The following is a 20,957-nucleotide window of genomic DNA, read 5'->3' on the forward strand; positions in this document are numbered from 1 at the left end:
CGGCCGCGATCTTCCGTCAATCGACGTATTCCTTCGGCACCTGCCACGTCCGACCGAACTCCCGGTCGAACGACTCCGGATGGAAAGGACTCTCCCCGCCGGCGGGGTAGTTCGTCAGTTCGCCGAACACCACTCGCCCGTCGACGACGTACAGGTCGACCCGGACGAAATCGGTGGAGGCGGCCAATTTCTCGGCCACGATGATCATCTCGTCCAAGCATGCCGGTGCCGCTTGGGGCTGCTCGGCCGGCGGAGGACCACCACTGAGCGGCAAGAGGGTCCAGGGCCTTCGGTAGAAGTTCTGGGTTCTCCTGCCGAACCGGCCGGTGTCGACCTGAATGAACTCGCATCTACCGTGAAAGACGAAGAACTTGTAGTCGTCGGGTACGTTGCCGAGGTCATTCATCAGGAGTTCTTCGACGAGGACCCTCCGAGGGACATGGCCATATGCCCACTCCCGGTTCGGGCCCTGCCCGTACAACTGCTGTAGCCAGTAGCGTGCGATCGCCGTCAATCGGCCACGGTCCGCGTGCTCGGGGCGGACATGAATGTAGGACCAGCACGCCTCCACATCGGGCAGACGCATGTCCGGATCGGCAGCGTCGGAGACCACCACGACAGCCCCGCTCCCGTGGGACGGCTTGACGACATACTGTCGCGGCAAGGCGACGGCGAGAAGCCGCTCCGGATCGTCCACGGTTGCGTACACCGCCGGTAGATATCCCGTGCCCACGGTGGTCCCGACGAGCTCTCGTACCGCGGCCTTGTCAGCGAACGTCACCACGACGCCGCGGTGGTCCCGCAGCATCTTGTAACGAACCTTCTCGGTGAACGTTTCGGGGTTCCGTGTCTGCGCGAGCCGCCACCATCGCACCAGCCTGCTGCGTTCGCGCCACCGCGCGTGCCGCATACCCGGTCCTCAGCCGGCCACGGAGCGCAGCCGCTCCAGTGGGTGCACGTACATCTTCATCGGGATAGAAGCTACACACGTCGTCCTGCCGGGTCAGCGGCGGCGGAAGACATCGCGAAGCCCGCGATGGTGTTCGTTGCGCCGCAGGGTTTCGGCTTCGTCTTCGAGGTCGGCATGGCTGATCACGCGCGCAACAACGATTGCGACACCGATCGACACGACCACCCAGACGACGGCTCCGACGCCGATCCACCACCACACCCGGGAAAGTATGTCGTACCGAGAATTCGCCCTGCCAGACAATGGTCATAGTGATCTTTACGGTCAGCACGCGACGGTCAAACCATCGTGGTTCGCCTTCTGCGCAGCCAGAAGCGCACAATGGGGTTCTACCGCAGACATCCCCTCCGGTGTCGCAGCGAACAAGGGAACCCCACATGGGCACCAGCAGTGAGCTCAATGGCGTACTCAGCGAGCGACACGTCATCGCAATCGCCGTCGGGATGCTGATGCAACGGTGCAAGCTCAGACGCATCGATGCCACGCGGCGATTGACGCAGGTCGCAACCGTGTCCAAGGTGTCCATGTTCGATGCCGCGTCGCTGTTGATCGACACCCACCCGAGACCGCTGCGGCCCGAATACAACTGACAAGAGAGTTTCGACTGTCGAAACCACCGCGGCGATCGCCCTACAGATGCGAGACAAGTTGTCCGGCATCTGACTCCGGGCAGGTCGCCTGCGCAGGAATCCGGCGGGGGTGGTTGAGTTGGCTTCCAACCCGAGGAGTGTGGTCATGGCCGAAGACGACCGGCGCGCGCAGTCGGCGTCGCACTACACGCGGATAACGCCTTCTCGCGGGCTGACCTCAGTGCTCGCTCTCGCCGCGCAGGTGACCGGTTGTCCGATCGCGTTGATCAACGTGGTTGACGGAACGCATCAGTACACCGTGGCTGCTCACGGATTCGACACCGGAATTGTTGTACCTCTGGGCATGTCCGCGTGCGCCGGGGTGATAACACGGGCTGCGCCGGTGACCATTCTCGACGCCGCCAGTTCGGACGCAGATGAAGATGTGGCCGATCCGTTGCGCCGAGCGGGATTTCGTGCGTACGCAGGCATCCCCCTGCTCGGTCGCGAAGACCTGCCGGTGGCCACGCTGTGTGTCCTCGACACCGAGCCGCACACGGCACAGGACTTCGATCTGATGGCACTGCAACACTGCGCGGTCCTGGCAGGTGAACTCCTCGACGCGGCACGCTCGCAGAACAGTCGCACAGCCATCGGCGCGAGGTCGCCCCGCAGCCACGGCGACGCCGAACTCGGCATCGGCGAGGTGTCTGCTGCGATCGACAACGGCCAGATCGTGCCGTGGTACATGCCGATTGTCGACCTGCAGACCGGTGAGCTGACGGCCGTAGAAGCACTCGCGCGATGGGTACACCCCGAGCGCGGGGTGCTGGCTGCCGACTCCTTCATCCCGCTGGTCGAGAACACCGATCTCATCATCGAATTCGACCTGACCATGCTGGCCCGGGCGGTTGCCGACCTGCAGCGGTGGCGCAGCGAACGCATCGATGCCGACCACATCGGGGTCGCGGTCAACTTCTCCGCCCACCACTTCTATCGTCCCGACTGCGCCGACCGGATCGACAAGGTGACCACAGCGGCCGGCGTGGCCCCTGCTTCGGTCACCCTCGAGATCACCGAATCCGTTGCCGTACCCACCACGGCGCTCATCGATGCCCACGTCATCGACGATCTCCGGGAGCGCGGCTACATCGTCGTGTTCGACGACATCGGCGGCCCGTGGCTACCTGCCGAACACCTGCTTGCGATCGGCGTCAACGGCCTCAAGGCCGACCGCACCGTCGGATCGTCGCTACACACGCCGACCGGACGTGCGATTGCCCGGGCTTTGACCGCACTCACTGCCGAGCTCGGCCAATTCCTGGTCATCGAAGGCATCGAGACAGCTGAACAGGCGCACCAGGCACGCCTCGTCGGGGCCCGCTACGGGCAGGGCTACCACTGGTCCGCCGCGCAACCCGCCGACGCATTCCCGATGGTCTCGAGTGCGCCCCGCCTGACGTAGACCGTGCGAGGCGGACAGCTACCCTCACCCGAGGCCCGACAGAAGCAAAAAATCCGACCCTCGGAGAGGATCGGATTTCGTGAACTGCGATAAACGGTGGCCAGAGTCGGGATCGAACCGACGACCTTCCGCTTTTCAGGCGGACGCTCGTACCAACTGAGCTACCTGGCCGGACGGCACCCGAACCGAATGCCAATCGAACTTGGTGTTGCGATCTCCGGCGAACCGGAGATGTAAAGCGACCCTGACGGGACTCGAACCCGCGACCTCCGCCGTGACAGGGCGGCGCGCTAACCAACTGCGCCACAGGGCCTTGCATGCTTGCCAGTGTCATCTGGCTCGCGTACCCCCTACGGGATTCGAACCCGCGCTACCGCCTTGAAAGGGCGGCGTCCTAGGCCGCTAGACGAAGGGGGCCGGTGTTCTCCGTAAGGGAGCTGAATCAGCTTAGGACACGGGCGCAGAAAATCCCAAATCAGCAGGTCAGCCCGCATTCTTTGGGCAGTTTGTCACTCGGTGTCGACGACGCACCGTTCTGATCACCACGCCCGTGTTCAAACACGTGCGCCGTGATCGAACGCGGGCGGCAGCACACCGACCGACCGCGTGCCCCGACTACACGACCCTGCGCCGCCGTCTTGTAAACTTCGTTGCGCCCTGAAATGGGCACGCCCCTTTAGCTCAGTTGGTAGAGCTACGGACTTTTAATCCGCAGGTCCTCGGTTCGAGCCCGAGAGGGGGCACCACCCTTTTGAACCCGACGTTTGCTGTACGAAAGACAGTTTGTTTCGCAGACAAAACGGCGCCCTGGATGCGACTGTCATCGCGGTCGCCGAGCAGAAGTGCGCATCGGCGATCAGATCAGTTCGAACATCGCCGAAAGGAACTTCATGTCGTCTTCTGAACTCGCTCTCACTGCACTGCTGGCATTCATCGGCCCCATCTTGGCGCTCTACGCCAACGGCAGCTGACACCGAGACGCGTGCCCCGGGTGTCCACGCGCCACCCGGGCATGGCTCACCGACAACGCATGCGTCACCCGGACCGGTGACACGACGCGTCGTCAGACGAAGCTCGCTTCGATGGCCTCGCGATCGCGGACCTCATCAGTCCCCAACTGATACGTCGGGAGCGTGTGTGCCGACGTGGTGCCGCCTGCAACCCTCGCCTTGGCTTCCTCGAACTCGGGTGCGGTTCCCATCGCCAGATGTAGACCATTGAGCGAACTCCAGACCGCGGTTCGGCGCGCAGCGCGCTCGAGGGAATTGGGCGGGCGGTACATCACCAACTGGGCCGCCCAGGTCGGCATCGTGTCGCGGATGGCCCAATCGACCGCCGCGGGGACAGGGTCGACGAGGTTGACGCCGGTGGCCACCGCGTTCCCATGTGTCATCGCCAATCGGGGCAGGTACGACTTCAGGCAGTCGAGCGTCTCGGCCTTGGTGGTCGGCAGATCCGTACCGCCCAGGGCGTGCCCCACCCGGACGAACTCGCGGTAGTACTCGTCGAGGTCTGCCCCGCGCAGCGGCTTCGGATGGTAGATCTCGTGTGCGGTGGCAATCCCCCACACCACCGTCGCATAGTTCCACCGCAACCACTCCGGGTCGTCGGCGTCGTACGAGAGACCGTCCGGCCGAACCCCTTTGATGGTGTGGTGCATCGACCGCACCGTCTTGGCCAGACGCTCTGCGGTCGCCGTGGACCCGTAGGCGGTGCCGATGAAGAATGCAACCGAATGCCCGAGTCGCACCGCGAGCCCCGCCGGATCCAGCTGTCCGGTGGGTTCACCGCGAGCATCCTTCTGCACCAGCCGTGAATGGTGCATGCCCATCCAGAAGATGCTGGGATCGAGCCGTTCGAGGTACGAGGCGCACTGCAGGCCGAAGATCAGAACCGGCGTGTGCGAGTGCACGTGCCAGGTGGCACTGTCCGGGCCGAACCAGCCCGGATCACCTTTTGGACCGGCGAACTCCATGCCCCGGAAGTATTTGCTGCGGATGTCCCTGTCGAAGCGCTGGTTGAGCCATTGGCCGGCTACTTGGTGCGGCAGTAGTGCGAGCATGGGGTCGTTTCACTCTCGGTTTGGCGACGCGTGTCTCCACAATAGGGTCTGGTTACGGTCGTGACCAGACTTCTCTTTGATTCGACTGGGCCTGGAAGTACGCTTTGCCCATGTCGACCCCCACCCGATGGGCCGGCGTTCCGCTGACCGATCGTCGCGCCGAACGCCGCACTCTGCTCGTCGACGCCGGGTTCGCACTGTTCGGGTCGGGCGGCGAGGCCGCACTCTCGGTCCGTTCGGTCTGCCGCGAATGCGAGTTGAACACCCGCTACTTCTACGAGAGCTTCGCCGACACCGATGAATTGCTCGGCGCTGTGTACGACCGGGTCGCCGCCGCACTGGCGACGACGGTCGAACAGGCGATGACCGACGCCGGCGACTCGGTCCCGGACCGCACGCGTGCCGGCATCCGGGCGGTCCTCGGGTTCAGCTCCGAAGACCCACGCCGCGGCCGGGTGCTGTTCACCGACGCCCGAGCGAATCCCGTCCTGGCGGCGAGACGTGCTGTGGCACAGGATGTTCTGCGTGAACTGGTGCTGACCGAAAGTGGTCAGGTGTTCCCTGATTCAAATCCGGTGGCCACCAGGGTCGGCGCGGCGATGTACACCGGCGCGATGGCCGAGCTCGCCCAGGACTGGCTCGCGGGACATCTCGGAGACGACCTCGACACGGTGGTGAAACACGCGTTTCGTCTGGTGATGCGCTCGGCGCCGGCAGACAAGTAGATCCCCCTGTCGGTCACACCGATGAATTCGGGGAGATCTCAGGGTCATTCCTGATGGATCCGTCCCGGCCCCTGGGCAAGGATGGGATCCGTCCCGCTCGCCATCTCGCCCCGGAGGCCGACCGCCATGGACCGTTACACGTCATTCATCATCCGTCGCCGATGGCTTGTGATCGGCACCTGGATTGCGGTGCTGATCGCCGCGATCGCCGCAGCGGCCATGTGGGCCGGCCCCACCACCACAGCCTTCATCAACGACACCCGGACGGAGTCGGGTAAGGCCGGTGAACTCCTCGAACGCGCCGGCCAAGGTGACCAGGCGACCGCCGGTCAGATCGTCATCGCCGCGTCCAGCGACATACCGGGCGGCGTCCGCAACGCGGAGGTGACCCAGGCCGTGGAAGGCCTTGTCGGCGAGATCCGCTCGAGTTCCTCGGACGTGACCGTCGGCGACCCCTATGGGCAGGGTGCACAGATCTCGCCGGACGGACGCATCTCGATCACCTCGCTCGACCTCGGGACCGGCACCGACTCGGTGGTGCAAGACCGCGTCGACACCATCAAGGAGATGGCCGACAGCGCCGACATCCCCGGCTTGGCAGTGGAATTCAGTGATCCGCGCTTTGACGAGGTCCCGCCGAGTGGGACATCCGAAGGCATCGGCGTACTGCTGGCTCTCATCATCCTGCTGATCGCATTCGGCTCGGTGATCGCCGCCGGCCTGCCGATCCTGTCGGCACTGTTCGGCGTGGGGGTGGGCGCGTCCGTGCTGTTCCTCTTCCAGAACGTCATGAATGTCCCCAACTTCGCGATCTCGGTGACGATGATCCTGGGCATCGGCGTCGGCATCGACTACGCATTGCTCATCGTCACCCGCTTCCGCTCGGGGCTTCACGACGGTCTCGACACCGACGCGGCGGTCCGGACGGCGATGCTCCGAGCCGGACGATCGGTGTTGTTCGCAGGCTGCACGGTGATCATCGCCATGTGCGGCATCCTGATCTCCGGCGGCGACCTCGGACCGTCACTGACGTTCGCGGCCATCGCAGGCATCCTCGGCACATTGATCGCATCGGTGTCGTTACTGCCCGCACTGCTGTCGGTCATCGGTACCCGGGTGAACAGCCTGTCCCTGCACTGGTTGCGTAAACGTCGTGGCAAAGACCCCGACAAGGCGCTGGAAGGCGTGTGGGCAAGCAAGTGGAGCCGACGCATCCAGCAGCGACCGTGGGTCGGTGTGGCCACAGCGGTGCTCATCCTGGTGATCCTGTCGATCCCGGCGTTCTCCCTGCGCCTCGGTTTCTCCGACGCGGGGAACCGGTCGACCGACGCGACCACCCGCGTCGCCTACGACTACGTCACCGAAGGCTTTGGTGTCGGTGCCAACGGCCCGCTTGTACTGGTTGCCGAATACCCCGACGGAACCGACCCGCAGGCAGCCCTTGGAACGTTGCAGCAGCGGATCCAGGCGGATCCCGATGTCGCGCAAGGTGGGGTCACGCCCCCCATCCCCGTCGGCCAGGTCGACGGCAACCAGATCGCCGTGATGTCGGTGAACCCGGCCACCGGACCGCAAGACGAGGCCACCACTGAGCTCATCGAACGCCTACGCAGCGAGGTGATCCCGGACAGCCTGGGACCCGACTCCGACATCTCGGTCAGTGTCACCGGCATCACGGCCGGCGCAATCGACTACGCGGACATCACCTTGAAGTTGCTGCCCTGGACCATTGCTGCCGTCCTGGCCGCCGCATTCATCCTGCTGGTGTTGGCCTTCCGGTCGATCGTGGTCCCGGTCAAGGCTGTGATCGTGAACGTGCTGTCGCTCGGCGCCGCCTACGGCGTCATCGTGGCGATCTTCCAATGGGGTTGGGCGGGTTCACTGTTCGGGGTCGGCCGGGCGGGCCCCATCGATGCGTGGGTACCGATCATGTTGTTCGTCACGGCAATCGGGCTCTCGATGGACTACGAGGTGTTCCTCGTCTCGCGCATCAAAGAGCGCTTCGAGCGGACCGGGGACGCCACCACGTCGGTGGCCGAAGGGCTGGCCAGCACGGCCCGCGTGATCACCTGCGCCGCTCTCATCATGGTCTGCGTGTTCCTGTCGCTGGCCTTGATGCCCGATCGGAGTCTGAAGATCCTCGGCGTCGGACTCGCTGTCGCGGTGTTCATCGACGCCAGCATCGTCCGATTGCTGCTGGTGCCCTCGACCATGGAGATCCTCGGCAAGGCCAATTGGTGGTTCCCGTCCTGGTTGAGCTGGCTGCCCCGCGTCGATGGTTCGCACGATGACGACATCCCCGATGTCCGGTCAGGCGATGACGGCTCGCGCGAGACCGCACCGAGCGCCCCCGTGGACGCGGAAGGCAAACTGGTGAAGTGAGATCCATAGATCCGTTGACCGCACCGGTGTCGCCGGCGGAGGCCCTGCGCCGAATCGCGCTGCTCCTCGAACGGGCCCGCGAACGCACCTACCGCGTAGAAGCGTTTCGCAAAGCCCTCAAGGTGGTGGCAGGCCTCAGCGACGACGAGCTGGCCGACAAGGCCAGGCGACGCACACTCACCGACCTGCCCGGCATCGGGAAGACCACCGCCGCCGTCATCGCTCAGGCCGTCTCCGGTGAGGTGCCGGACTATTTGAAAGCGTTGCAGGACGAGCAATCCGCACCACTGGCCACCGGCGGCGCCGACCTCTACGCGATGACCAAGGGCGACCTGCACAGCCATTCGGACTGGAGCGATGGCGGATCCCCGATCGACGAGATGGTGCTCACCGCGATCGACCTGGGTCAGGACTGGATGGCGCTGACCGATCATTCGCCGCGGCTCACCGTCGCCAACGGCCTGTCGGTGGAGCGCCTACGCAAGCAGCTGCACGTGGTCGACGGCATCAACAACACACTCGGAGAACGATTTCGTCTGTTCCGAGGCATCGAGGTGGACATCCTCGACGACGGATCGCTCGATCAAACCGAAGAGATGCTGGGTGAACTCGACATCGTCACGGCATCGGTGCATTCCAAGTTGAAGATGGATGCCGCACCGATGACCCGCCGCATGATCGCCGCAGTGCGCAACCCCTACGTGAACGTGCTCGGCCACTGCACCGGGCAGCTGGTCACCGGGGGGCGGGGCAAACGCGCCAGGTCGGTGTTCGACGCTCGGGCGGTGTTCGAGGCATGCGCCGAATCCAACACCGCGGTGGAGATCAACTCGCGCCCTGAAAGAGTCGATCCCCCAGACGAACTCATCGAATTGGCGATGAAGGCCGGTTGTCTGTTCGCGATCGACTCCGACGCGCACGCACCAGGCCAACTCGACTTCAAGGCCCTCGGGTGCGAACGGGCAGAGCAACACGGCATCCCGCCCGAACGCATCGTCACGACCTGGCCGACCGACGAGGTGCTGGAGTGGGCGGCCGGCTCGCGCGGATGAGCCCGAGTCGCCTCACGCGATGATGTCGTCGAGCCAATCGAACATGCGCTGATCGGTCAACGCGCGGGCGAGCGGCTGACAATGAAAGTTCGCTCCCTCGTCCGCGGTGAAGTGGGACAACACAGCCTTGCCGTTCAGCTTGTCGGCCAAAGCCTTTGACTGTCCTGGCCAGAACTGTTCGTCGTCGGGGTCGGTGATGAACAGCGGCGTGATGATGGCTGCCGCGTCGTCATCGGAGATCCGGTACTTGAGCACCTCTGCGAGCGTGTCGAAGTAGGTGTCCTTCTGGTAGGGACGCGCCCGGAAATTCCACATCCGAGAGTTCTTCCTGGAGAACTTCATCCCGGTGGCCATGTTGCGGTCGAACTTCTCGCGATTGCCCTGCTCGATGAGCTTGATCATGCTCTTGGGCATGTGCGCCAACCACGACGCCGACACGTCCACCACTCCCGGGTCGGCGATGGCCGCGGCCAGCCGGTGCTCGAATGCCAGAGCACGCGGAACCCAGTATCCAGCCTGACTGATGCCGTAGAGGGCGATCTTCGATTCGTCGACGTCGGCACGGGCGCCCAGGAAGTCGACGATCGGAGTGATCACCGCCTCCCAGTCATGACGAAAGGGCACCGCCCGTTCGAACAACATCGACTGCTGGCCCGGCCCATCGAAGAACAGCACGTTGTACCCACGCTCGAGGGCGCCGGCTCCGCCGCAGGTCCACAGACTGCTGATCGGGCCATCGCTGCCGTTGTTCAATATCAATGTCGGCCGGGGGCCGTCGTCGCAATGCCGTGGCCGGAAGAAGTATCCGGGGAGAGTGCTGTCTTCGTACGGTATGTCCACCCGTTCGGTCTTGTGCGGGGTGGTGTCGACAAAAGCGTCCCAGGAGTCGCGGTGTTTGCGGAACGTGGGCAGCAGCGCATCCTCGGAGTCGAGTTCATCAACCGAGTTGACCGCCGTGGCGTAGTACGTCGCGGCGCGCAGATACGCGCGGGCGGCACTCAGATCGTGGCCGGCAGCACGCCCGGCCTCGGCCAGCGCCGTGATCCGGTCGCCGAGCCCGACCCACGCATCGAACCACTCCTGATGGGCACTCTCCCCTACCGTCGCGATCGCCGAGAGCACCTCACCGATGTCAGCAGCACCGTAGACGGATTGCCCCAACACGATCCGGACCTCGAAATCGCGGTCCGGACTTCGATAGAAGCCTGCGTTGAATGCCTCGTGCGGATGAGCGGAAAACGGCAGAGATGGCATGGCAAACAGCCCTTTCGACGACAGCTGGCGTTACGACGGTAACCCCTTTGCCGGCGAAATGGCGTTCAGCAGAAAAAGATTGGCTGTCCGTTTGACCGACACCTAGGCGGTGCGGTTGCGGACCAGCGTCCAATGGTTGTGTCCCCCGATACGACGGTAGGAGAGCTCGTCGAGCACGTTGAGTGCGATGGCCAGCCCCCTGCCGCGTTCGGACAGCTCGTCGGGCAACGCCACCGATTGCAGGTCCACCCGAGCTTGCTTCCCGTCGTCGGAGAAGCGTGCCCGAATGCTCGTGGGCTCGACCTCCAACTCCAAGCGGACGGTGACTGGTCCACCGTCGCTCTTGTGAGCGTGTTCGATGATGTTGGCGCCGATCTCGGCCAGGGCCAACTCGAAATGCATGGCATCCATGTCGTCCACCGGACGGCTGGTGAGCAGTTCACCAAGAAGCTGGTGGATCCGCTCGACGGTGTCCGGCTGGGCGAACTCTTCGAGCACCCGCACGTCGGGCGAGTTGTCAGTCGGCATCGAACGCACTGTCCGCCGACGGATGTGATCGAAGCACCCGGTTGAGATTGGTGAGCGACAGCACCGACTCGACCTGGGTGGACGGGGCTGCGATACGGAGATCACCGCCGGCCTGCCGAGCCACCTTCAATCCAGAGATGAGCGCGCCGAGGCCGGATGAGTCGATGAAGTCCGTCGCCGACAAGTCGATGACGATCTTGGTCGACCCCGATTCCACGAGCTTGTGCAGCTGTTCGCGCATCGCGGGGGCGGCAACCATGTTGAGCCTGCCCTCCGGCTTGAGAACCACGGCACCCCCACTGGTGGTGCGCGTTTCGTAGCTGGTCATCATTCTCCTTCTGTGGTCGACCCGCGATAGCGGACCGCTTGGATCACGACACTGAGTACAACGAGGTCGAACAGCACCCAGAACAGATTCACACTCACACCGAGCACCGAGATCGAACCACGGTAGAGCTGCACGATCCCGATGAACGACGCCACCACCAGCACGGTCATGGCCACCAGCTGGGGCCGGATCAGGTGCCACGGCACCGCGCCCTGGTCCTGCCGGGTTTTCGGCGTCACCGCGAAGCCGAGCGGGCGGTGGAAGTAGACATTGCGAAATGCGGTGGTGCACGACTTTATCCACACAGGGAACAACGCAAGGCTGTACTGCTGGCCGCGCCACGTGGACTTACCGCGTCCGATGATGAAGAAGAGCAGCTGGTTGAACAACAGGAACGGGATCAGCCGGACGAAGAAGTCGAAGCTGAGTGCCTGCACCGGAAGTATGCCGAGGATCAGGTACACCGCCGGGGCGGCGATGTAGGCCACGGCCGCGAAGCCGGCTAGGTAACTCCACATCGTGGCCCAGTACATCAGCCTCTGCGGGATGCTCAAACCCTTTTGTACCAATGGGTTTTCCCGCAGCATCACCTGTATCGTGCCCTGCGCCCAACGAAGTCGCTGCGTGATCATCGTCTTCGCGTCCTCAGGCGCCAGCCCCAGTGCCAGCACCTCGTCGTGATAGGCAGACCGCCAGCCCATCCCGTGCAGTCGCATACAGGTCGCCATGTCCTCGGTGACCGAGATCGTCGCCAACGGGAGCATCGGCTGCGCTTCGTCGTCGCGCCCGACATCCACCGCTCGGATCATCGCCCGAATGGATTCAAGGGCGCCAAGCGGTGACCACTCACGACCGGCCAGGGCCGCGAACGCCTCGTCGTCGAGAGGTGCTGCGCCCGATTCCTGTTCGGCCAGTTCGTTCAGTGCGGCGATCGCCTCCAGGTCGGCCCGCATCATCTCCATGTCGGATTCGACCAGCCCTCTGGCGGCCGCGTCCACCCGCTGCTGGAAGTCGTACGTCACGTCGGCCAGCGGTTTCTTGGCCTTGAGATCGGCGCGGGCGAGCCGAACCGCCTCGTCAACCGCGTCCAGGGCGACGATCGCCTCGGGATTGTCGTTCTTGACCTGTTTGCGGGTCTTCTTCAGGACCGCCTTGGCAGCCCGCAGCGATTCCTCGATGCCCTCTTCGATGGCACGCACATATCCCGTGATGCCGAGTTGCATCAGGGCCTCACGCCGCAGCACAGCGTTGGAGCCACAGAAGAACGCAGCGTTCCAACCGTCCTTGCCTTGCTGGATCGGCCCGTAGAACAGGGGCGCCTGGCTGCCGAGCGGATCGTTCGGCGGTACGTTGACGAAGTACTGCGGCGTCTGCACCAACGCCATCTTCTCGTCCTTGAAGTAGCCGAGGGTGCGGTCGAGGATCTGCGGCTCGGGGATCTGATCGGCGTCGAGTATGAGGATGAACTCGCCGTCGGTCTGCAGTAACGCGTTGTTGAGATTGCCGGCCTTGGCATGTCGAGGTTTGTCGACCCAGCTCTCGGTGCGGGTCAGGTAGCCGATGCCGTTCTCCTTGGCCACCTGTGCGAGCTCGGAACGGTCGCCGTCGTCGAGAATCCAGGTGGTGTGCGGATATCGAACCCGCACAGCCGCGTTGGCGGTCTCCATGACCATCTCGATGGGCTCGTTGTAGGTGGTGATGAAGATGTCGACCGTGGCACCTTCGGGTGGGTCACCGGGGTCGGGGCGACGGCGCAGACGCCACATCGTCAGACCGAAGAGCAGCGAATCGATCAGGCTGTAGGTTTCGGCGACGACAAGCGGCACAGCGATCCACCAGGCGTCCCAGTTGATCGAGGCCATCCAGCGCCACACCACATAGTTGATGCCGAGGATGGCGGTGACGACGATCAGAAGTCGCAGCCATGGTGAAGGGGTGGTACCGACGTCCGGTTCGGTCTCGACGTGGCGATGGGTCATGCGAGGTCGTCTCGGCGGACCGCGACCACCGTCACATCATCGAGAGGAGGGCTGGCGTTCGCCAGGGCCGTCACGGCGGCGCACAGCGCTCGGGAGTCGGGGTATTGCTGGACGAACTTCTGCACCGTCTCTGCATCGCTGTCGTCGGACAGCAGGTCGAGCAGCCCGTCGGACACGATGACCAGGGTGTCGCCCGGTTGCAGCGTGGTGCTCTCTGACTTCCACGAACCCCGTGGGAGCACCCCGAGGGGAAGACCACATCCGGGCAACGACTCCACACTGCCATCGGCCCGTGCGACGAGCGCGAGGCCATGCCCTGCATCGACGTAGTCGATCCGGCCGGTCGACGCGGCCAACCGGCCGTGGAACAGCGTCACGAAACTCTCGGTCCCGCTGAAGTCGCGGTCGAGATGACCGGCAACCATGGTCACCGCCTCGTCGGGACCGATCGCTGGGTTGACGTCGTCGAGGGCCTGGGATGCTCCACGCAGGGCCGCGCGCACACTCGCGGTCAGAATTGCCGCACCGAGCCCCTTGCCCATCACGTCGGCGACCGTGAACATGGCGCCGCCGTCTACCCGGTAGTGGTCGTAGAAGTCGCCACCGACCGCATACGCGGGCTTGCACATCGAGACGACTGAATAGCCGTCGACATCCTCCAGTGGCGGCGGAAGCAATTGCCGTTGCACCTCGGCGGCCCGATCGAGGTCGTCGGCGCGTTCCAATTCGCGCTGAGCCCATGCGGCGAGCTCACGGAAAGTCGCCAATTGCGAGTCGTCGAATGTCCGTGGAACGGTGTCGTACACGCAGAACGTGCCAACTGGCTGATGACCGGGACCGTAGAGCGGGTAGCCCGCGTAGAACCGGACGCCGCCCTCTCCTCCCACGCCGGGAAGTGCCGCGAACTCGGGCACCCGCTCGAGGTCATCGACGATCAGGGCCGGGTCGGCCGGCTTGGTGTACGTCCGTGCCACCGTGGTCTGGCAGACCGTCTCGGCCCGCGGCACCTCGGTCAACGGAAGTCCTTCGACCATTTTGAACCACAACCGGTCTCGGTCGAGCAAGGCAACCGAGGCCATGGGTACACCGAAGACCAGGCGCGCCATCCGCGTGACCCTTTCGAAGCGGTCTTCCGGTGGCGAATCGAGAATCTGGAGCTGGTCGAGCGAACGCAATCGTTTTGCTTCGTCCCCAGGCGGTAGCTTGAGCTGGATCTCGGCGATCTCGGTGTCGATACTCATCGGTTCATCGCTTTCTGCAAGGCTTCGGACATCGCTTCTGCTGACCCCTCAGAACTCTCGATGCGCCAGTCGGCCTCCTTGTCGTAGTCGAACCACACGAAGCCGGCCACGCCAGACGACTTGTCCAGAAAACCGACGAGGTCGTCGATCCAGGTCGGCTTGGATCCACCTTGTTCCGCGCTGCCCACCTCGGTGACGAGAATCGGCTTGTCCGAAGCGAACTGGCGAATTTGGTCGAACGACTCACCGAACAGAGCCTTCGGTGGCGTCCATTCACCGCCGGGAATCGAGGTGCCCCAGTTGTATCCGTCCACCCCGATGACGTCGACGACGTCAGCGCCGGGGTACCAGTCCGCGAGTTCCTCGCCGTCGAGGACCACATTGGGCGCCCAGATCCATCGAACGTTCTGCACGTCCTTGGACGCAAAAATGCCTCGTACGTGTCGCCAGGCCTGCACGTAGGTTTGCGGAGAGGTGCCACCGGCCGGGCTCCACGGATACCAGGTGCCGTTCGGTTCGTGGGCGAAACGCAGGTAGACCGGCTGCCCCCAGGCCGCCAGTTCGTCGGCCCATCGATACAGGTAGTCATCGTGTGCTCCCGAGATGATGGAATCCATCGTGAAAGCCGACCGGTCGTATCTGTCGCCGCCGAGATACCTCCACGGTTCCCATGTCACGATCGGATCTGCGCCCTTGCTGCGGACCGTGTCGAGACCTGAGATCGGCGGGATGGCGGTGAAGTCGGAGAAGGACAGCACGATGCTCGGTTGTTCGCCGACGAGGGTCGCGACCGCGGCCACCTCGTCTGTGGCGGCCAGACCACCGGGCGTACCGACGCCGAAACGCAGGCAGGAGTCCTCGGAATCATCGATGGACGTCGTGTCGACGACGCATGGGGATTCGGTAGAGCAGGCAACAAGACCCGACGAAGCGAACAACACACTGCACAGCAACGCGGTCAACCGCCACGCCGGCAAAGAACGCATCTACCACCTCTGTCGATGATCACCACTCGCCGAGTGCGGCCACCCGGTCCACAGCCGCGTCCCTCCCCGAAAAAGACGTAACAGCCATTGTTCCTGATTTACCAGGATTGCGTATGACGAAACTCGGTCCCGGCCCGACCCACCGAAGGGCACGTCAACGACCGTCGTGGATCACCGGCGCGGTGCCGTGCGCAGCTCGACGGCGATCTCGGCGCCGAGTGCATGACCGGGGGCCAGCGGCAGGGAGTCGCCGCTCCAGAACCGGCCGGGGTCGAACCAATTCGGTTCTTTCTCGGTGGCGAGCAAACCCATTTCCTCATAGGTCATCGCGACCACTTCGGCACAGTACGCCGACTCCAGACCGACCTTCGATTGTTTTGTCCCACGTCTCGCGGCACGTCGCCGGTCCGCTGAACTTCGCACCTTGTCGTCGAGCACCGGCACGCCCCGGGTGACGTCACTCATCGTCGGAACGCGCCCCTTGAACCATCGGCCGGCGAGCCGGGCAGTCGTCGGGAACGCGGTGCCGTCCATTCGAGCGATCACTCTGAGCAGCAGATCTTCTTGTTCCCGGGCCGCATACGGCGTCAGCTGCCGGATCCAGCATCGCTGGCCGTACTTCTGCATCCACTGCTCGGCGGCCTCACGGGCGTCGTTGAGTTGCACGCCTCGATGGTTGGTGCCGGTCCACATGTCGGTGAGTTTGTTGCCCAACTCGGCGTGCCACATCAACGGCGGCAGGTCGTCGAGCGCGACCGCCATCGCCACATGGTTCACCGGACTGTTGGTGAGGGTCTGGATGGCGCGGTCGGGACCCGACCGCCCCCGGAACAGCCACACATCTCCGGTCCGGGTGGAGTCGAGCGCCTCGTCGAGCGAGATGGCCGCAGGCCGCTGGGAATGCACACGCAGAGCCTAAACGCGCCACGTCGACCCCCGCAGCATCACGGCGCCGGTACTCTCTACCGGTGCGCAATGCCTGGAAGTGGATCGGTTTGGCCGGTGTCGTAGGTGTCGCCGCGAGCGGAGTCCTGGTGCGGCGGGACGTCCGCCAGCGCAACGCCTATACGGCCGACGACATCCGGGCCCGCCTGCACCAGCGGTACGAGGAAGCAGAGGGGACCGCCCCGAACCGGTGACGCCGGCTGCTGTGGAGGTCAGGCGAAGCGGGCGGCGAGAGCTTCGAGCGTGCCGGTGATACCGGAACCGTTCTTCTTCTCGAACCCGAAGACCTCGATCATCTTGGGCGACTTCGCACTGCTGTAGTCGAACGTCTCGGTGACCTTCGTGGTGTCCGGGCCGAGCGACGTGAAGTCCCACCGCCACTTGTGACCCAGCGGATGCTGCCACTCCACCAGCTTGTCGTCCTCGAAGCCGGTCACGGTCGAGGTGATCTTGTACGGAAGTCCGTACTGCTTCATGCCGACGCTGAACTTCGCGCCCCGGCTCAGCCGGTCCGGTCCTTTGACCGGGGTGTCGCGGACTGTGCCCGATCCGTCGAGTTCGGGGTGCCGGTGAGGGTTGGCGACCAGCGCGAAGACCTCGGATACGGGTGCCTTCACCACCACCTGCCGGGCGATCTTGCGGGGGCCAGAATCGATTGTTGTCACAGTTGTATCTGCCATGGCGCCAACGTACGCCGCGACCGCTGGTCGATGTGCGTCGAACGCATTCTCAGAGCGGGTATTTCGTCCCGGTCTCACGTTCGGCGGCACACCACAGTTCGCCGGCCAGGTCGTAGTCGCAGGCGGTGGACGATCGCCCGGACAGCACCGGCGACCCTTTCAGCGCCCAGAGCCCGTCCATCCCCACGTAGCTGCCTGGTGGGATCGGTTCGGTCAGGCAGTAGAGCGTGGACGCTGCGCCGGCATCGATGTCGTTGGCGACGAGGGTCGCTGCGGCCTTCACCACCTTGTGTACCGGACCCAGCCGGGGCTTGTTCGAGATGTTGGACGCCACCCAGCCAGGCTGACTGAGCATCGCCGTGGTGGGAGAACCACTGTGGCGCAACCTCTTGTCGAGTTCGAGGCCCCACAACATCACGGCCAGCTTGGACCGGGCGTAAGCGCGGGGCGGCGACCACCGTGCGCTGCGCAGATGCAGGTCGTCGGGGTCGATGGTCGCCGATCGGTGAGCATCGGAGGCCACCAGGACGATCCGTTCACGAATCTGCGGCAGCAGCAGGTTGGTCAGGGCGAACGGCCCGAGGAAGTTGGTGCCGATGGCGGTCTCGAATCCGTCGGCGGTGTCAGCGCGTGTCGTCGGGACCATCCCGGCGTTGTTGATCAGGACGTCGATCGGCCCGTCGAGGTTCGCCGCGGCATCGCGCACCGACGAGAGGTCGGCGAGATCGAGTCGCACCACCTCGGTGTCGCCGCCGATCTCCACCGCGCGCCGAGCACCGAGTTCGGGATCCCGGACCGCCAGCACCACTCGCGCCCCGGCACGTGCGAGTGCTCGGGCGGTGGCGAATCCGACCCCGTTCGTGGCCCCGGTGACCACCACCCGTTTGCCCTTCACGACACCGAGCCGATCGGGTAGCCACTGTGTTGCCATGGCGTCGACCGTATCTCGCAACACCACCGGCGGGCTTGGTTTGGTCCCTGCGCCGACACACCGGGCCGACCGATACGGCACAGTGAATCCATGAGCGTGAACAACACGAGGGGCGCCGACGACCTCGGACAAAGCCCGGACACGGTCCGCCAGACCATCGTCGACCGTCTCGACGGTTTCGACCACGCCACCGCCGACCTCACCGAAGGCGTCCGGGCTGCCGCTGTTGCGATCGCGGTGACCAGTCGCGACGGCGAATACGGCATCTGGCTGACCAAACGTCCCTCGCGGATGCGCGAACACCCCAGCCAGTTCGCGCTCCCCGGCGGACGCCTCGAGGCCGGCGAAACCCACGCCGATGCAGCGTTACGCGAGATGCACGAAGAGCTCGGCGTCCACGTTGATCAGACACAGGTACTGGGCCGCCTGGACGACTACGCCACCCGATCGGGGTACGTGATGACCCCCATCGTGTGCTGGGCAGGGCCCGACCGTGAGACCAATCCGAACCCCGGTGAAGTGGCCCAACTGTTCTTCATCCCGATGTCCGACCTGATGGTGACGCCGCGGTTCATCAGCATCCCGGAATCTGACAAGCCGGTCATCCAGCTCCCGCTGGTGGGATCTCTGGTGCATGCACCCACGGCCGCAGTGATCTACCAATTCGCCGAAGTCGTGTTGGCAGGACGCCACACCCGGGTCGACGGGTTCGAGCAGCCGGTGTTCGCATGGCGTTGATCCGCGTGCCCACAACCGGCTGTACCCCTCGTCACCATGAGGTTTCCGCACAGCACCGAAAGGGTAGGCGAACACCGTGACCGCACCGCTGAAGACTTCATCGTCCAGTTCGATCATCCGAGACCTGCCGAAGCCTGCCGGTCCTCTCTCGGCGGCGGTCGTCTCGGCGTTGTCCCGCGATCCCGAGACGTCCACGTCGCTGCTCACACTCGACGAGTCCGCCTACGACACCGAACCGTACGATCGTGATCTCCAGCTGGCGTTGTACGTCTGTTACGAACTGCATTACCGCGGGTTCATCGGCGTCGACGACGCCTGGGAATGGAACCCTGAACTCCTTCGGCTGCGCGGCCGCCTGGAGAAGAAGTTCATGAACGCATTGCGCGCCGACGTGGAGCCGGGCGACAACGCCACCGCAGAAATCGAGGCGCTCTCCATCGAGACCCCGGACGGCAGCGGACCTTCGTACTACCTGTGCGACGTCGGGACGTGGCATCAGCTGCAGGAGTACTTCGTGCACCGCTCGGTGTACCACCTCAAAGAAGCCGATCCTCATGCATGGGCGATCCCCCGCCTCACGGGCCAGGCCAAAGCGTCGTTTGTGGCCGTCGAATTCGACGAGTTCGGTGGCGGTCGCGGCGAGAACGTCCACCAGCAGCTGTACGCCGACCTCCTCGATGCCGCCGGCCTCGACTCCGACTACCTCGCGTACCTGGAAATCGTCCCCGGCGAATCCCTGGCGCTGGTCAACCTGATGTCGATGCTCGGACTACACCGATCGTTGCGGGGCGCGGTGGTCGGGCATTTCGCGGCCACCGAGATCACGTCCTCACCTGGTTCACGCCGGCTGGCGCAGGCTCTCGAGCGTCTCGACGCCCCAGATGAATGCATCCGGTTCTACCGCGAACACGTAGAGGCCGACGCCGTGCACGAGCAGGTCCTGCGCCACGAGGTGGTGGGTGACCTGCTGGCAAGGGAGCCCCAACTCGAATCCGACGTGGTCTTCGGGATCCGCGCCTTCGACTTCCTCGAGGAGAAACTCGCGGCGCTGCTGATGAAGAGCTGGACCGAAGGAAAGTGCTCGCTGCTCGAACCGATCAGCTGATCAAATCCGGTCCTCGCGGCGCACGATCTTCTTGCGGCCACGATGACTGGTGTCGCAGAGCGGGTATGTCTTGCTGCGCTTGCACGCGCACAGAGCGACCATGAACCGATCTGAGTTCACGGTGCTGCCGTCGGGCATCTCGATACTCACCGGTCCTTGAACCATGATGGGGCCGCCCTGCACCACCCGGATCACCCGGCGATCGCCGCCTCTTCCACTGTCAGGAACGGTTCCCTTGTCAGGAACTGTCATCGCCCACCGGCGGCCTTGTGCGCCCGGACGACCACGAGTTCCTCTTCGCGGCAACCGGGTTCGAGCATGCCCAGGGACTCGAGCCAGCGCGCATTCTGCATCAGGACGGGCCCGAACGGAATGCGTTCGCGGGCAACCACGTCGGCGTTGAGGCCGCCTGCACGCAGTTCGACCAGCGAACTCTCGGTGTCGGCGAACTCCGACTGGACGATCATGATCGTGCCGTCGTCGGCAAGCAAATCCGGGGCCGCGACGCACAGCGGGTCGAGCAACGTGCGGCCATCGCGGCCACCGTGCCATGAATGTGTCAGTCCCACAGTCGCTGTCGAGAGACGGTCTGCGGGTACGTACGGCGGGTTCGAGACCACGAGATCGAACGGGCCGGCTTCGAGCGCCTCCTCCAGCGAACCGAGCCGTGCGTCCACGACAAGTCCCTGTGCCTCCGCGTTGTCGAGAGTGCACTGCACTGCCTTGGGCGAGATGTCGTACGCGACGACTTCGGCGGCACCGATCCGTGCGGCCGCGACGGCGAGCACACCACTGCCCGTGCACAGATCGAGCACCCGCCGCCCCTGCACCATTCCGAGACCCGCCATGGCCGCGAGCAGCAGTCGCGAGTCCTCTTGCGGCTTGTACACGCCGTTCGGCACCTCGATGGCCTCCAAGGCCGCCAAGGCCTCGTCGACAGGGTCCGACACGTAGTTGGCAAGCATCGGGACACCCCGAACTGGCAGCATTGTCATGTTGTGGGCCTTTGCGGTCTCG

General features: G+C 64.6%; 23 protein-coding genes and 4 tRNA genes. 10 read left to right on the forward strand and 17 right to left on the reverse strand.

Annotation, left to right across the window (positions count from 1 at the left end; translation table 11 throughout):
- Positions 1–16: 16 nt before the first annotated feature.
- Complete coding sequence (locus W823_RS40370) at positions 17–910, reverse strand: ATP-grasp fold amidoligase family protein (protein WP_031331999.1); 894 nt, start codon at positions 908–910, stop codon at positions 17–19.
- A gap of 93 nt (positions 911–1,003) precedes the next feature.
- Positions 1,004–1,171, reverse strand: a complete 168-nt coding sequence (locus tag W823_RS58085) for a hypothetical protein (RefSeq protein ID WP_023957208.1) — start codon at positions 1,169–1,171, stop codon at positions 1,004–1,006.
- A 176-nt stretch (positions 1,172–1,347) separates the two neighbouring features.
- Here W823_RS58085 and W823_RS40375 point away from each other — a divergent pair, with 176 nt between their 5' ends.
- Positions 1,348–1,560 (forward strand): ANTAR domain-containing protein, encoded by a 213-nt coding sequence (locus W823_RS40375; RefSeq protein ID WP_023957210.1) that lies wholly within the window; start codon positions 1,348–1,350, stop codon positions 1,558–1,560.
- Between the two features lie 145 nt (positions 1,561–1,705).
- Complete coding sequence (locus W823_RS40380) at positions 1,706–3,004, forward strand: EAL domain-containing protein (protein WP_031332001.1); 1,299 nt, start codon at positions 1,706–1,708, stop codon at positions 3,002–3,004.
- A 97-nt stretch (positions 3,005–3,101) separates the two neighbouring features.
- Here W823_RS40380 and W823_RS40385 read toward each other — a convergent pair.
- From W823_RS40385 to W823_RS40395, 3 genes are all read right to left on the reverse strand, one after another.
- Positions 3,102–3,175 (reverse strand) — tRNA-Phe (locus W823_RS40385).
- A gap of 68 nt (positions 3,176–3,243) precedes the next feature.
- Positions 3,244–3,317: transfer RNA gene (locus W823_RS40390), tRNA-Asp, on the reverse strand.
- A 31-nt stretch (positions 3,318–3,348) separates the two neighbouring features.
- Positions 3,349–3,421, reverse strand: a tRNA-Glu gene (locus W823_RS40395).
- 253 nt (positions 3,422–3,674) lie between these two features.
- On the opposite strand from W823_RS40395, the gene W823_RS40400 reads away from it, so the two are divergent.
- Together W823_RS40400 and W823_RS59255 are read left to right on the forward strand one after the other, a co-directional pair.
- A tRNA-Lys gene (locus tag W823_RS40400) sits at positions 3,675–3,750 on the forward strand.
- A gap of 96 nt (positions 3,751–3,846) precedes the next feature.
- Positions 3,847–3,975 (forward strand): hypothetical protein, encoded by a 129-nt coding sequence (locus tag W823_RS59255; protein WP_023957214.1) that lies wholly within the window; start codon positions 3,847–3,849, stop codon positions 3,973–3,975.
- 92 nt (positions 3,976–4,067) lie between these two features.
- Here the strand turns inward: W823_RS59255 and W823_RS40405 are convergent, their stop codons facing one another.
- Positions 4,068–5,066 (reverse strand): oxygenase MpaB family protein, encoded by a 999-nt coding sequence (locus W823_RS40405; protein ID WP_023957215.1) that lies wholly within the window; start codon positions 5,064–5,066, stop codon positions 4,068–4,070.
- A 110-nt stretch (positions 5,067–5,176) separates the two neighbouring features.
- Between W823_RS40405 and W823_RS40410 the strand changes: the two genes are divergently transcribed.
- The 3 genes from W823_RS40410 to W823_RS40420 all read left to right on the forward strand — a co-directional run bounded on the left by W823_RS40410 (position 5,177) and on the right by W823_RS40420 (position 9,225).
- Positions 5,177–5,791: a TetR/AcrR family transcriptional regulator gene (locus W823_RS40410; protein WP_023957217.1), complete on the forward strand. Its 615-nt coding sequence runs from the start codon at positions 5,177–5,179 to the stop codon at positions 5,789–5,791.
- 126 nt (positions 5,792–5,917) lie between these two features.
- On the forward strand, positions 5,918–8,173 hold the full coding sequence (locus W823_RS40415; protein WP_023957219.1) for an MMPL family transporter: 2,256 nt from the start codon (positions 5,918–5,920) through the stop codon (positions 8,171–8,173).
- The gene (locus W823_RS40420) at positions 8,170–9,225 is read left to right on the forward strand and encodes a PHP domain-containing protein (RefSeq protein ID WP_023957221.1); all 1,056 of its coding nucleotides are present in this window, start codon (positions 8,170–8,172) and stop codon (positions 9,223–9,225) included. The genes W823_RS40415 and W823_RS40420 overlap by 4 nt, the downstream gene beginning before the upstream one ends.
- A gap of 12 nt (positions 9,226–9,237) precedes the next feature.
- Here W823_RS40420 and W823_RS40425 read toward each other — a convergent pair whose 3' ends face one another.
- The 7 genes from W823_RS40425 to W823_RS0128750 form a co-directional block, all read right to left on the reverse strand.
- Positions 9,238–10,479 carry a hypothetical protein gene (locus W823_RS40425; RefSeq protein ID WP_023957223.1) on the reverse strand — a complete coding sequence of 414 codons (1,242 nt, stop codon included), beginning with the start codon at positions 10,477–10,479 and terminating at the stop codon, positions 9,238–9,240.
- Positions 10,480–10,581: 102 nt separating this feature from the next.
- A complete protein-coding gene (locus tag W823_RS40430; protein ID WP_023957225.1) occupies positions 10,582–11,007 on the reverse strand; it encodes an ATP-binding protein in 426 nt (141 codons plus the stop codon).
- Positions 10,997–11,335 carry an STAS domain-containing protein gene (locus W823_RS40435; RefSeq protein WP_023957227.1) on the reverse strand — a complete coding sequence of 113 codons (339 nt, stop codon included), beginning with the start codon at positions 11,333–11,335 and terminating at the stop codon, positions 10,997–10,999. Before W823_RS40435 ends, W823_RS40430 begins: the two co-directional genes overlap by 11 nt.
- A complete protein-coding gene (locus W823_RS40440) occupies positions 11,335–13,314 on the reverse strand; it encodes a glycosyltransferase family 2 protein (RefSeq protein WP_023957229.1) in 1,980 nt (659 codons plus the stop codon). Before W823_RS40440 ends, W823_RS40435 begins: the two co-directional genes overlap by 1 nt.
- The gene (locus W823_RS40445) at positions 13,311–14,555 is read right to left on the reverse strand and encodes a PP2C family protein-serine/threonine phosphatase (RefSeq protein WP_023957231.1); all 1,245 of its coding nucleotides are present in this window, start codon (positions 14,553–14,555) and stop codon (positions 13,311–13,313) included. The genes W823_RS40440 and W823_RS40445 overlap by 4 nt, the downstream gene beginning before the upstream one ends.
- On the reverse strand, positions 14,552–15,541 hold the full coding sequence (locus W823_RS40450; protein ID WP_023957233.1) for a glycoside hydrolase family 26 protein: 990 nt from the start codon (positions 15,539–15,541) through the stop codon (positions 14,552–14,554). The genes W823_RS40445 and W823_RS40450 overlap by 4 nt, the downstream gene beginning before the upstream one ends.
- A 171-nt stretch (positions 15,542–15,712) precedes the next feature.
- Positions 15,713–16,423 carry a hypothetical protein gene (locus W823_RS0128750; protein ID WP_031332007.1) on the reverse strand — a complete coding sequence of 237 codons (711 nt, stop codon included), beginning with the start codon at positions 16,421–16,423 and terminating at the stop codon, positions 15,713–15,715.
- A gap of 86 nt (positions 16,424–16,509) precedes the next feature.
- Here W823_RS0128750 and W823_RS58390 point away from each other — a divergent pair, with 86 nt between their 5' ends.
- Positions 16,510–16,680, forward strand: a complete 171-nt coding sequence (locus W823_RS58390) for a hypothetical protein (RefSeq protein ID WP_165842540.1) — start codon at positions 16,510–16,512, stop codon at positions 16,678–16,680.
- Positions 16,681–16,698: 18 nt separating this feature from the next.
- On the opposite strand, the gene W823_RS40455 is transcribed toward W823_RS58390, so the two are convergent.
- Both W823_RS40455 and W823_RS40460 read right to left on the reverse strand, forming a co-directional pair.
- Positions 16,699–17,166 (reverse strand): SRPBCC family protein, encoded by a 468-nt coding sequence (locus tag W823_RS40455; RefSeq protein ID WP_031332008.1) that lies wholly within the window; start codon positions 17,164–17,166, stop codon positions 16,699–16,701.
- A 49-nt stretch (positions 17,167–17,215) separates the two neighbouring features.
- Complete coding sequence (locus tag W823_RS40460; RefSeq protein WP_023957237.1) at positions 17,216–18,097, reverse strand: SDR family NAD(P)-dependent oxidoreductase; 882 nt, start codon at positions 18,095–18,097, stop codon at positions 17,216–17,218.
- A 90-nt stretch (positions 18,098–18,187) separates the two neighbouring features.
- Between W823_RS40460 and W823_RS40465 the strand changes: the two genes are divergently transcribed.
- Both W823_RS40465 and W823_RS40470 read left to right on the forward strand, forming a co-directional pair.
- Positions 18,188–18,835: a CoA pyrophosphatase gene (locus W823_RS40465; protein ID WP_023957239.1), complete on the forward strand. Its 648-nt coding sequence runs from the start codon at positions 18,188–18,190 to the stop codon at positions 18,833–18,835.
- A gap of 76 nt (positions 18,836–18,911) precedes the next feature.
- Positions 18,912–19,940, forward strand: coding sequence for an iron-containing redox enzyme family protein (locus tag W823_RS40470; protein ID WP_023957241.1), 1,029 nt, complete (start codon positions 18,912–18,914; stop codon positions 19,938–19,940).
- Here W823_RS40470 and W823_RS0128760 read toward each other — a convergent pair whose 3' ends face one another.
- Together W823_RS0128760 and W823_RS40475 are read right to left on the reverse strand one after the other, a co-directional pair.
- Complete coding sequence (locus tag W823_RS0128760) at positions 19,941–20,192, reverse strand: CDGSH iron-sulfur domain-containing protein (protein ID WP_023957243.1); 252 nt, start codon at positions 20,190–20,192, stop codon at positions 19,941–19,943. It lies immediately after the preceding gene.
- Positions 20,189–20,905, reverse strand: a complete 717-nt coding sequence (locus tag W823_RS40475) for a HemK2/MTQ2 family protein methyltransferase (RefSeq protein ID WP_152538037.1) — start codon at positions 20,903–20,905, stop codon at positions 20,189–20,191. Before W823_RS40475 ends, W823_RS0128760 begins: the two co-directional genes overlap by 4 nt.
- Positions 20,906–20,957: the final 52 nt, after the last annotated feature.

It is taken from the genome of Williamsia sp. D3, assembly GCF_000506245.1.
In the GTDB taxonomy this organism is placed as follows: Bacteria; Actinomycetota; Actinomycetes; order Mycobacteriales; family Mycobacteriaceae; genus Williamsia; species Williamsia muralis.

What these genes read in the sequence shown, in the direction of transcription:
- W823_RS40435 (WP_023957227.1), bottom strand. Translation starts at nt 11,335, where the DNA reads ATGACCAGCTACGAAACGCGCACCACCAGTGGGGGTGCCGTGGTTCTC.
- W823_RS40455 (WP_031332008.1), bottom strand. Translation starts at nt 17,166, where the DNA reads ATGGCAGATACAACTGTGACAACAATCGATTCTGGCCCCCGCAAGATC.
- W823_RS40380 (WP_031332001.1), top strand. Translation starts at nt 1,706, where the DNA reads ATGGCCGAAGACGACCGGCGCGCGCAGTCGGCGTCGCACTACACGCGG.
- W823_RS40445 (WP_023957231.1), bottom strand. Translation starts at nt 14,555, where the DNA reads ATGAGTATCGACACCGAGATCGCCGAGATCCAGCTCAAGCTACCGCCT.
- W823_RS40450 (WP_023957233.1), bottom strand. Translation starts at nt 15,541, where the DNA reads ATGCGTTCTTTGCCGGCGTGGCGGTTGACCGCGTTGCTGTGCAGTGTG.
- W823_RS40415 (WP_023957219.1), top strand. Translation starts at nt 5,918, where the DNA reads ATGGACCGTTACACGTCATTCATCATCCGTCGCCGATGGCTTGTGATC.
- W823_RS40430 (WP_023957225.1), bottom strand. Translation starts at nt 11,007, where the DNA reads ATGCCGACTGACAACTCGCCCGACGTGCGGGTGCTCGAAGAGTTCGCC.
- W823_RS40475 (WP_152538037.1), bottom strand. Translation starts at nt 20,905, where the DNA reads ATGCTTGCCAACTACGTGTCGGACCCTGTCGACGAGGCCTTGGCGGCC.
- W823_RS40370 (WP_031331999.1), bottom strand. Translation starts at nt 910, where the DNA reads ATGCGGCACGCGCGGTGGCGCGAACGCAGCAGGCTGGTGCGATGGTGG.
- W823_RS40375 (WP_023957210.1), top strand. Translation starts at nt 1,348, where the DNA reads ATGGGCACCAGCAGTGAGCTCAATGGCGTACTCAGCGAGCGACACGTC.
- W823_RS0128760 (WP_023957243.1), bottom strand. Translation starts at nt 20,192, where the DNA reads ATGACAGTTCCTGACAAGGGAACCGTTCCTGACAGTGGAAGAGGCGGC.
- W823_RS40425 (WP_023957223.1), bottom strand. Translation starts at nt 10,479, where the DNA reads ATGCCATCTCTGCCGTTTTCCGCTCATCCGCACGAGGCATTCAACGCA.
- W823_RS40405 (WP_023957215.1), bottom strand. Translation starts at nt 5,066, where the DNA reads ATGCTCGCACTACTGCCGCACCAAGTAGCCGGCCAATGGCTCAACCAG.
- W823_RS40460 (WP_023957237.1), bottom strand. Translation starts at nt 18,097, where the DNA reads ATGGCAACACAGTGGCTACCCGATCGGCTCGGTGTCGTGAAGGGCAAA.
- W823_RS40465 (WP_023957239.1), top strand. Translation starts at nt 18,188, where the DNA reads ATGAGCGTGAACAACACGAGGGGCGCCGACGACCTCGGACAAAGCCCG.
- W823_RS40410 (WP_023957217.1), top strand. Translation starts at nt 5,177, where the DNA reads ATGTCGACCCCCACCCGATGGGCCGGCGTTCCGCTGACCGATCGTCGC.
- W823_RS40440 (WP_023957229.1), bottom strand. Translation starts at nt 13,314, where the DNA reads ATGACCCATCGCCACGTCGAGACCGAACCGGACGTCGGTACCACCCCT.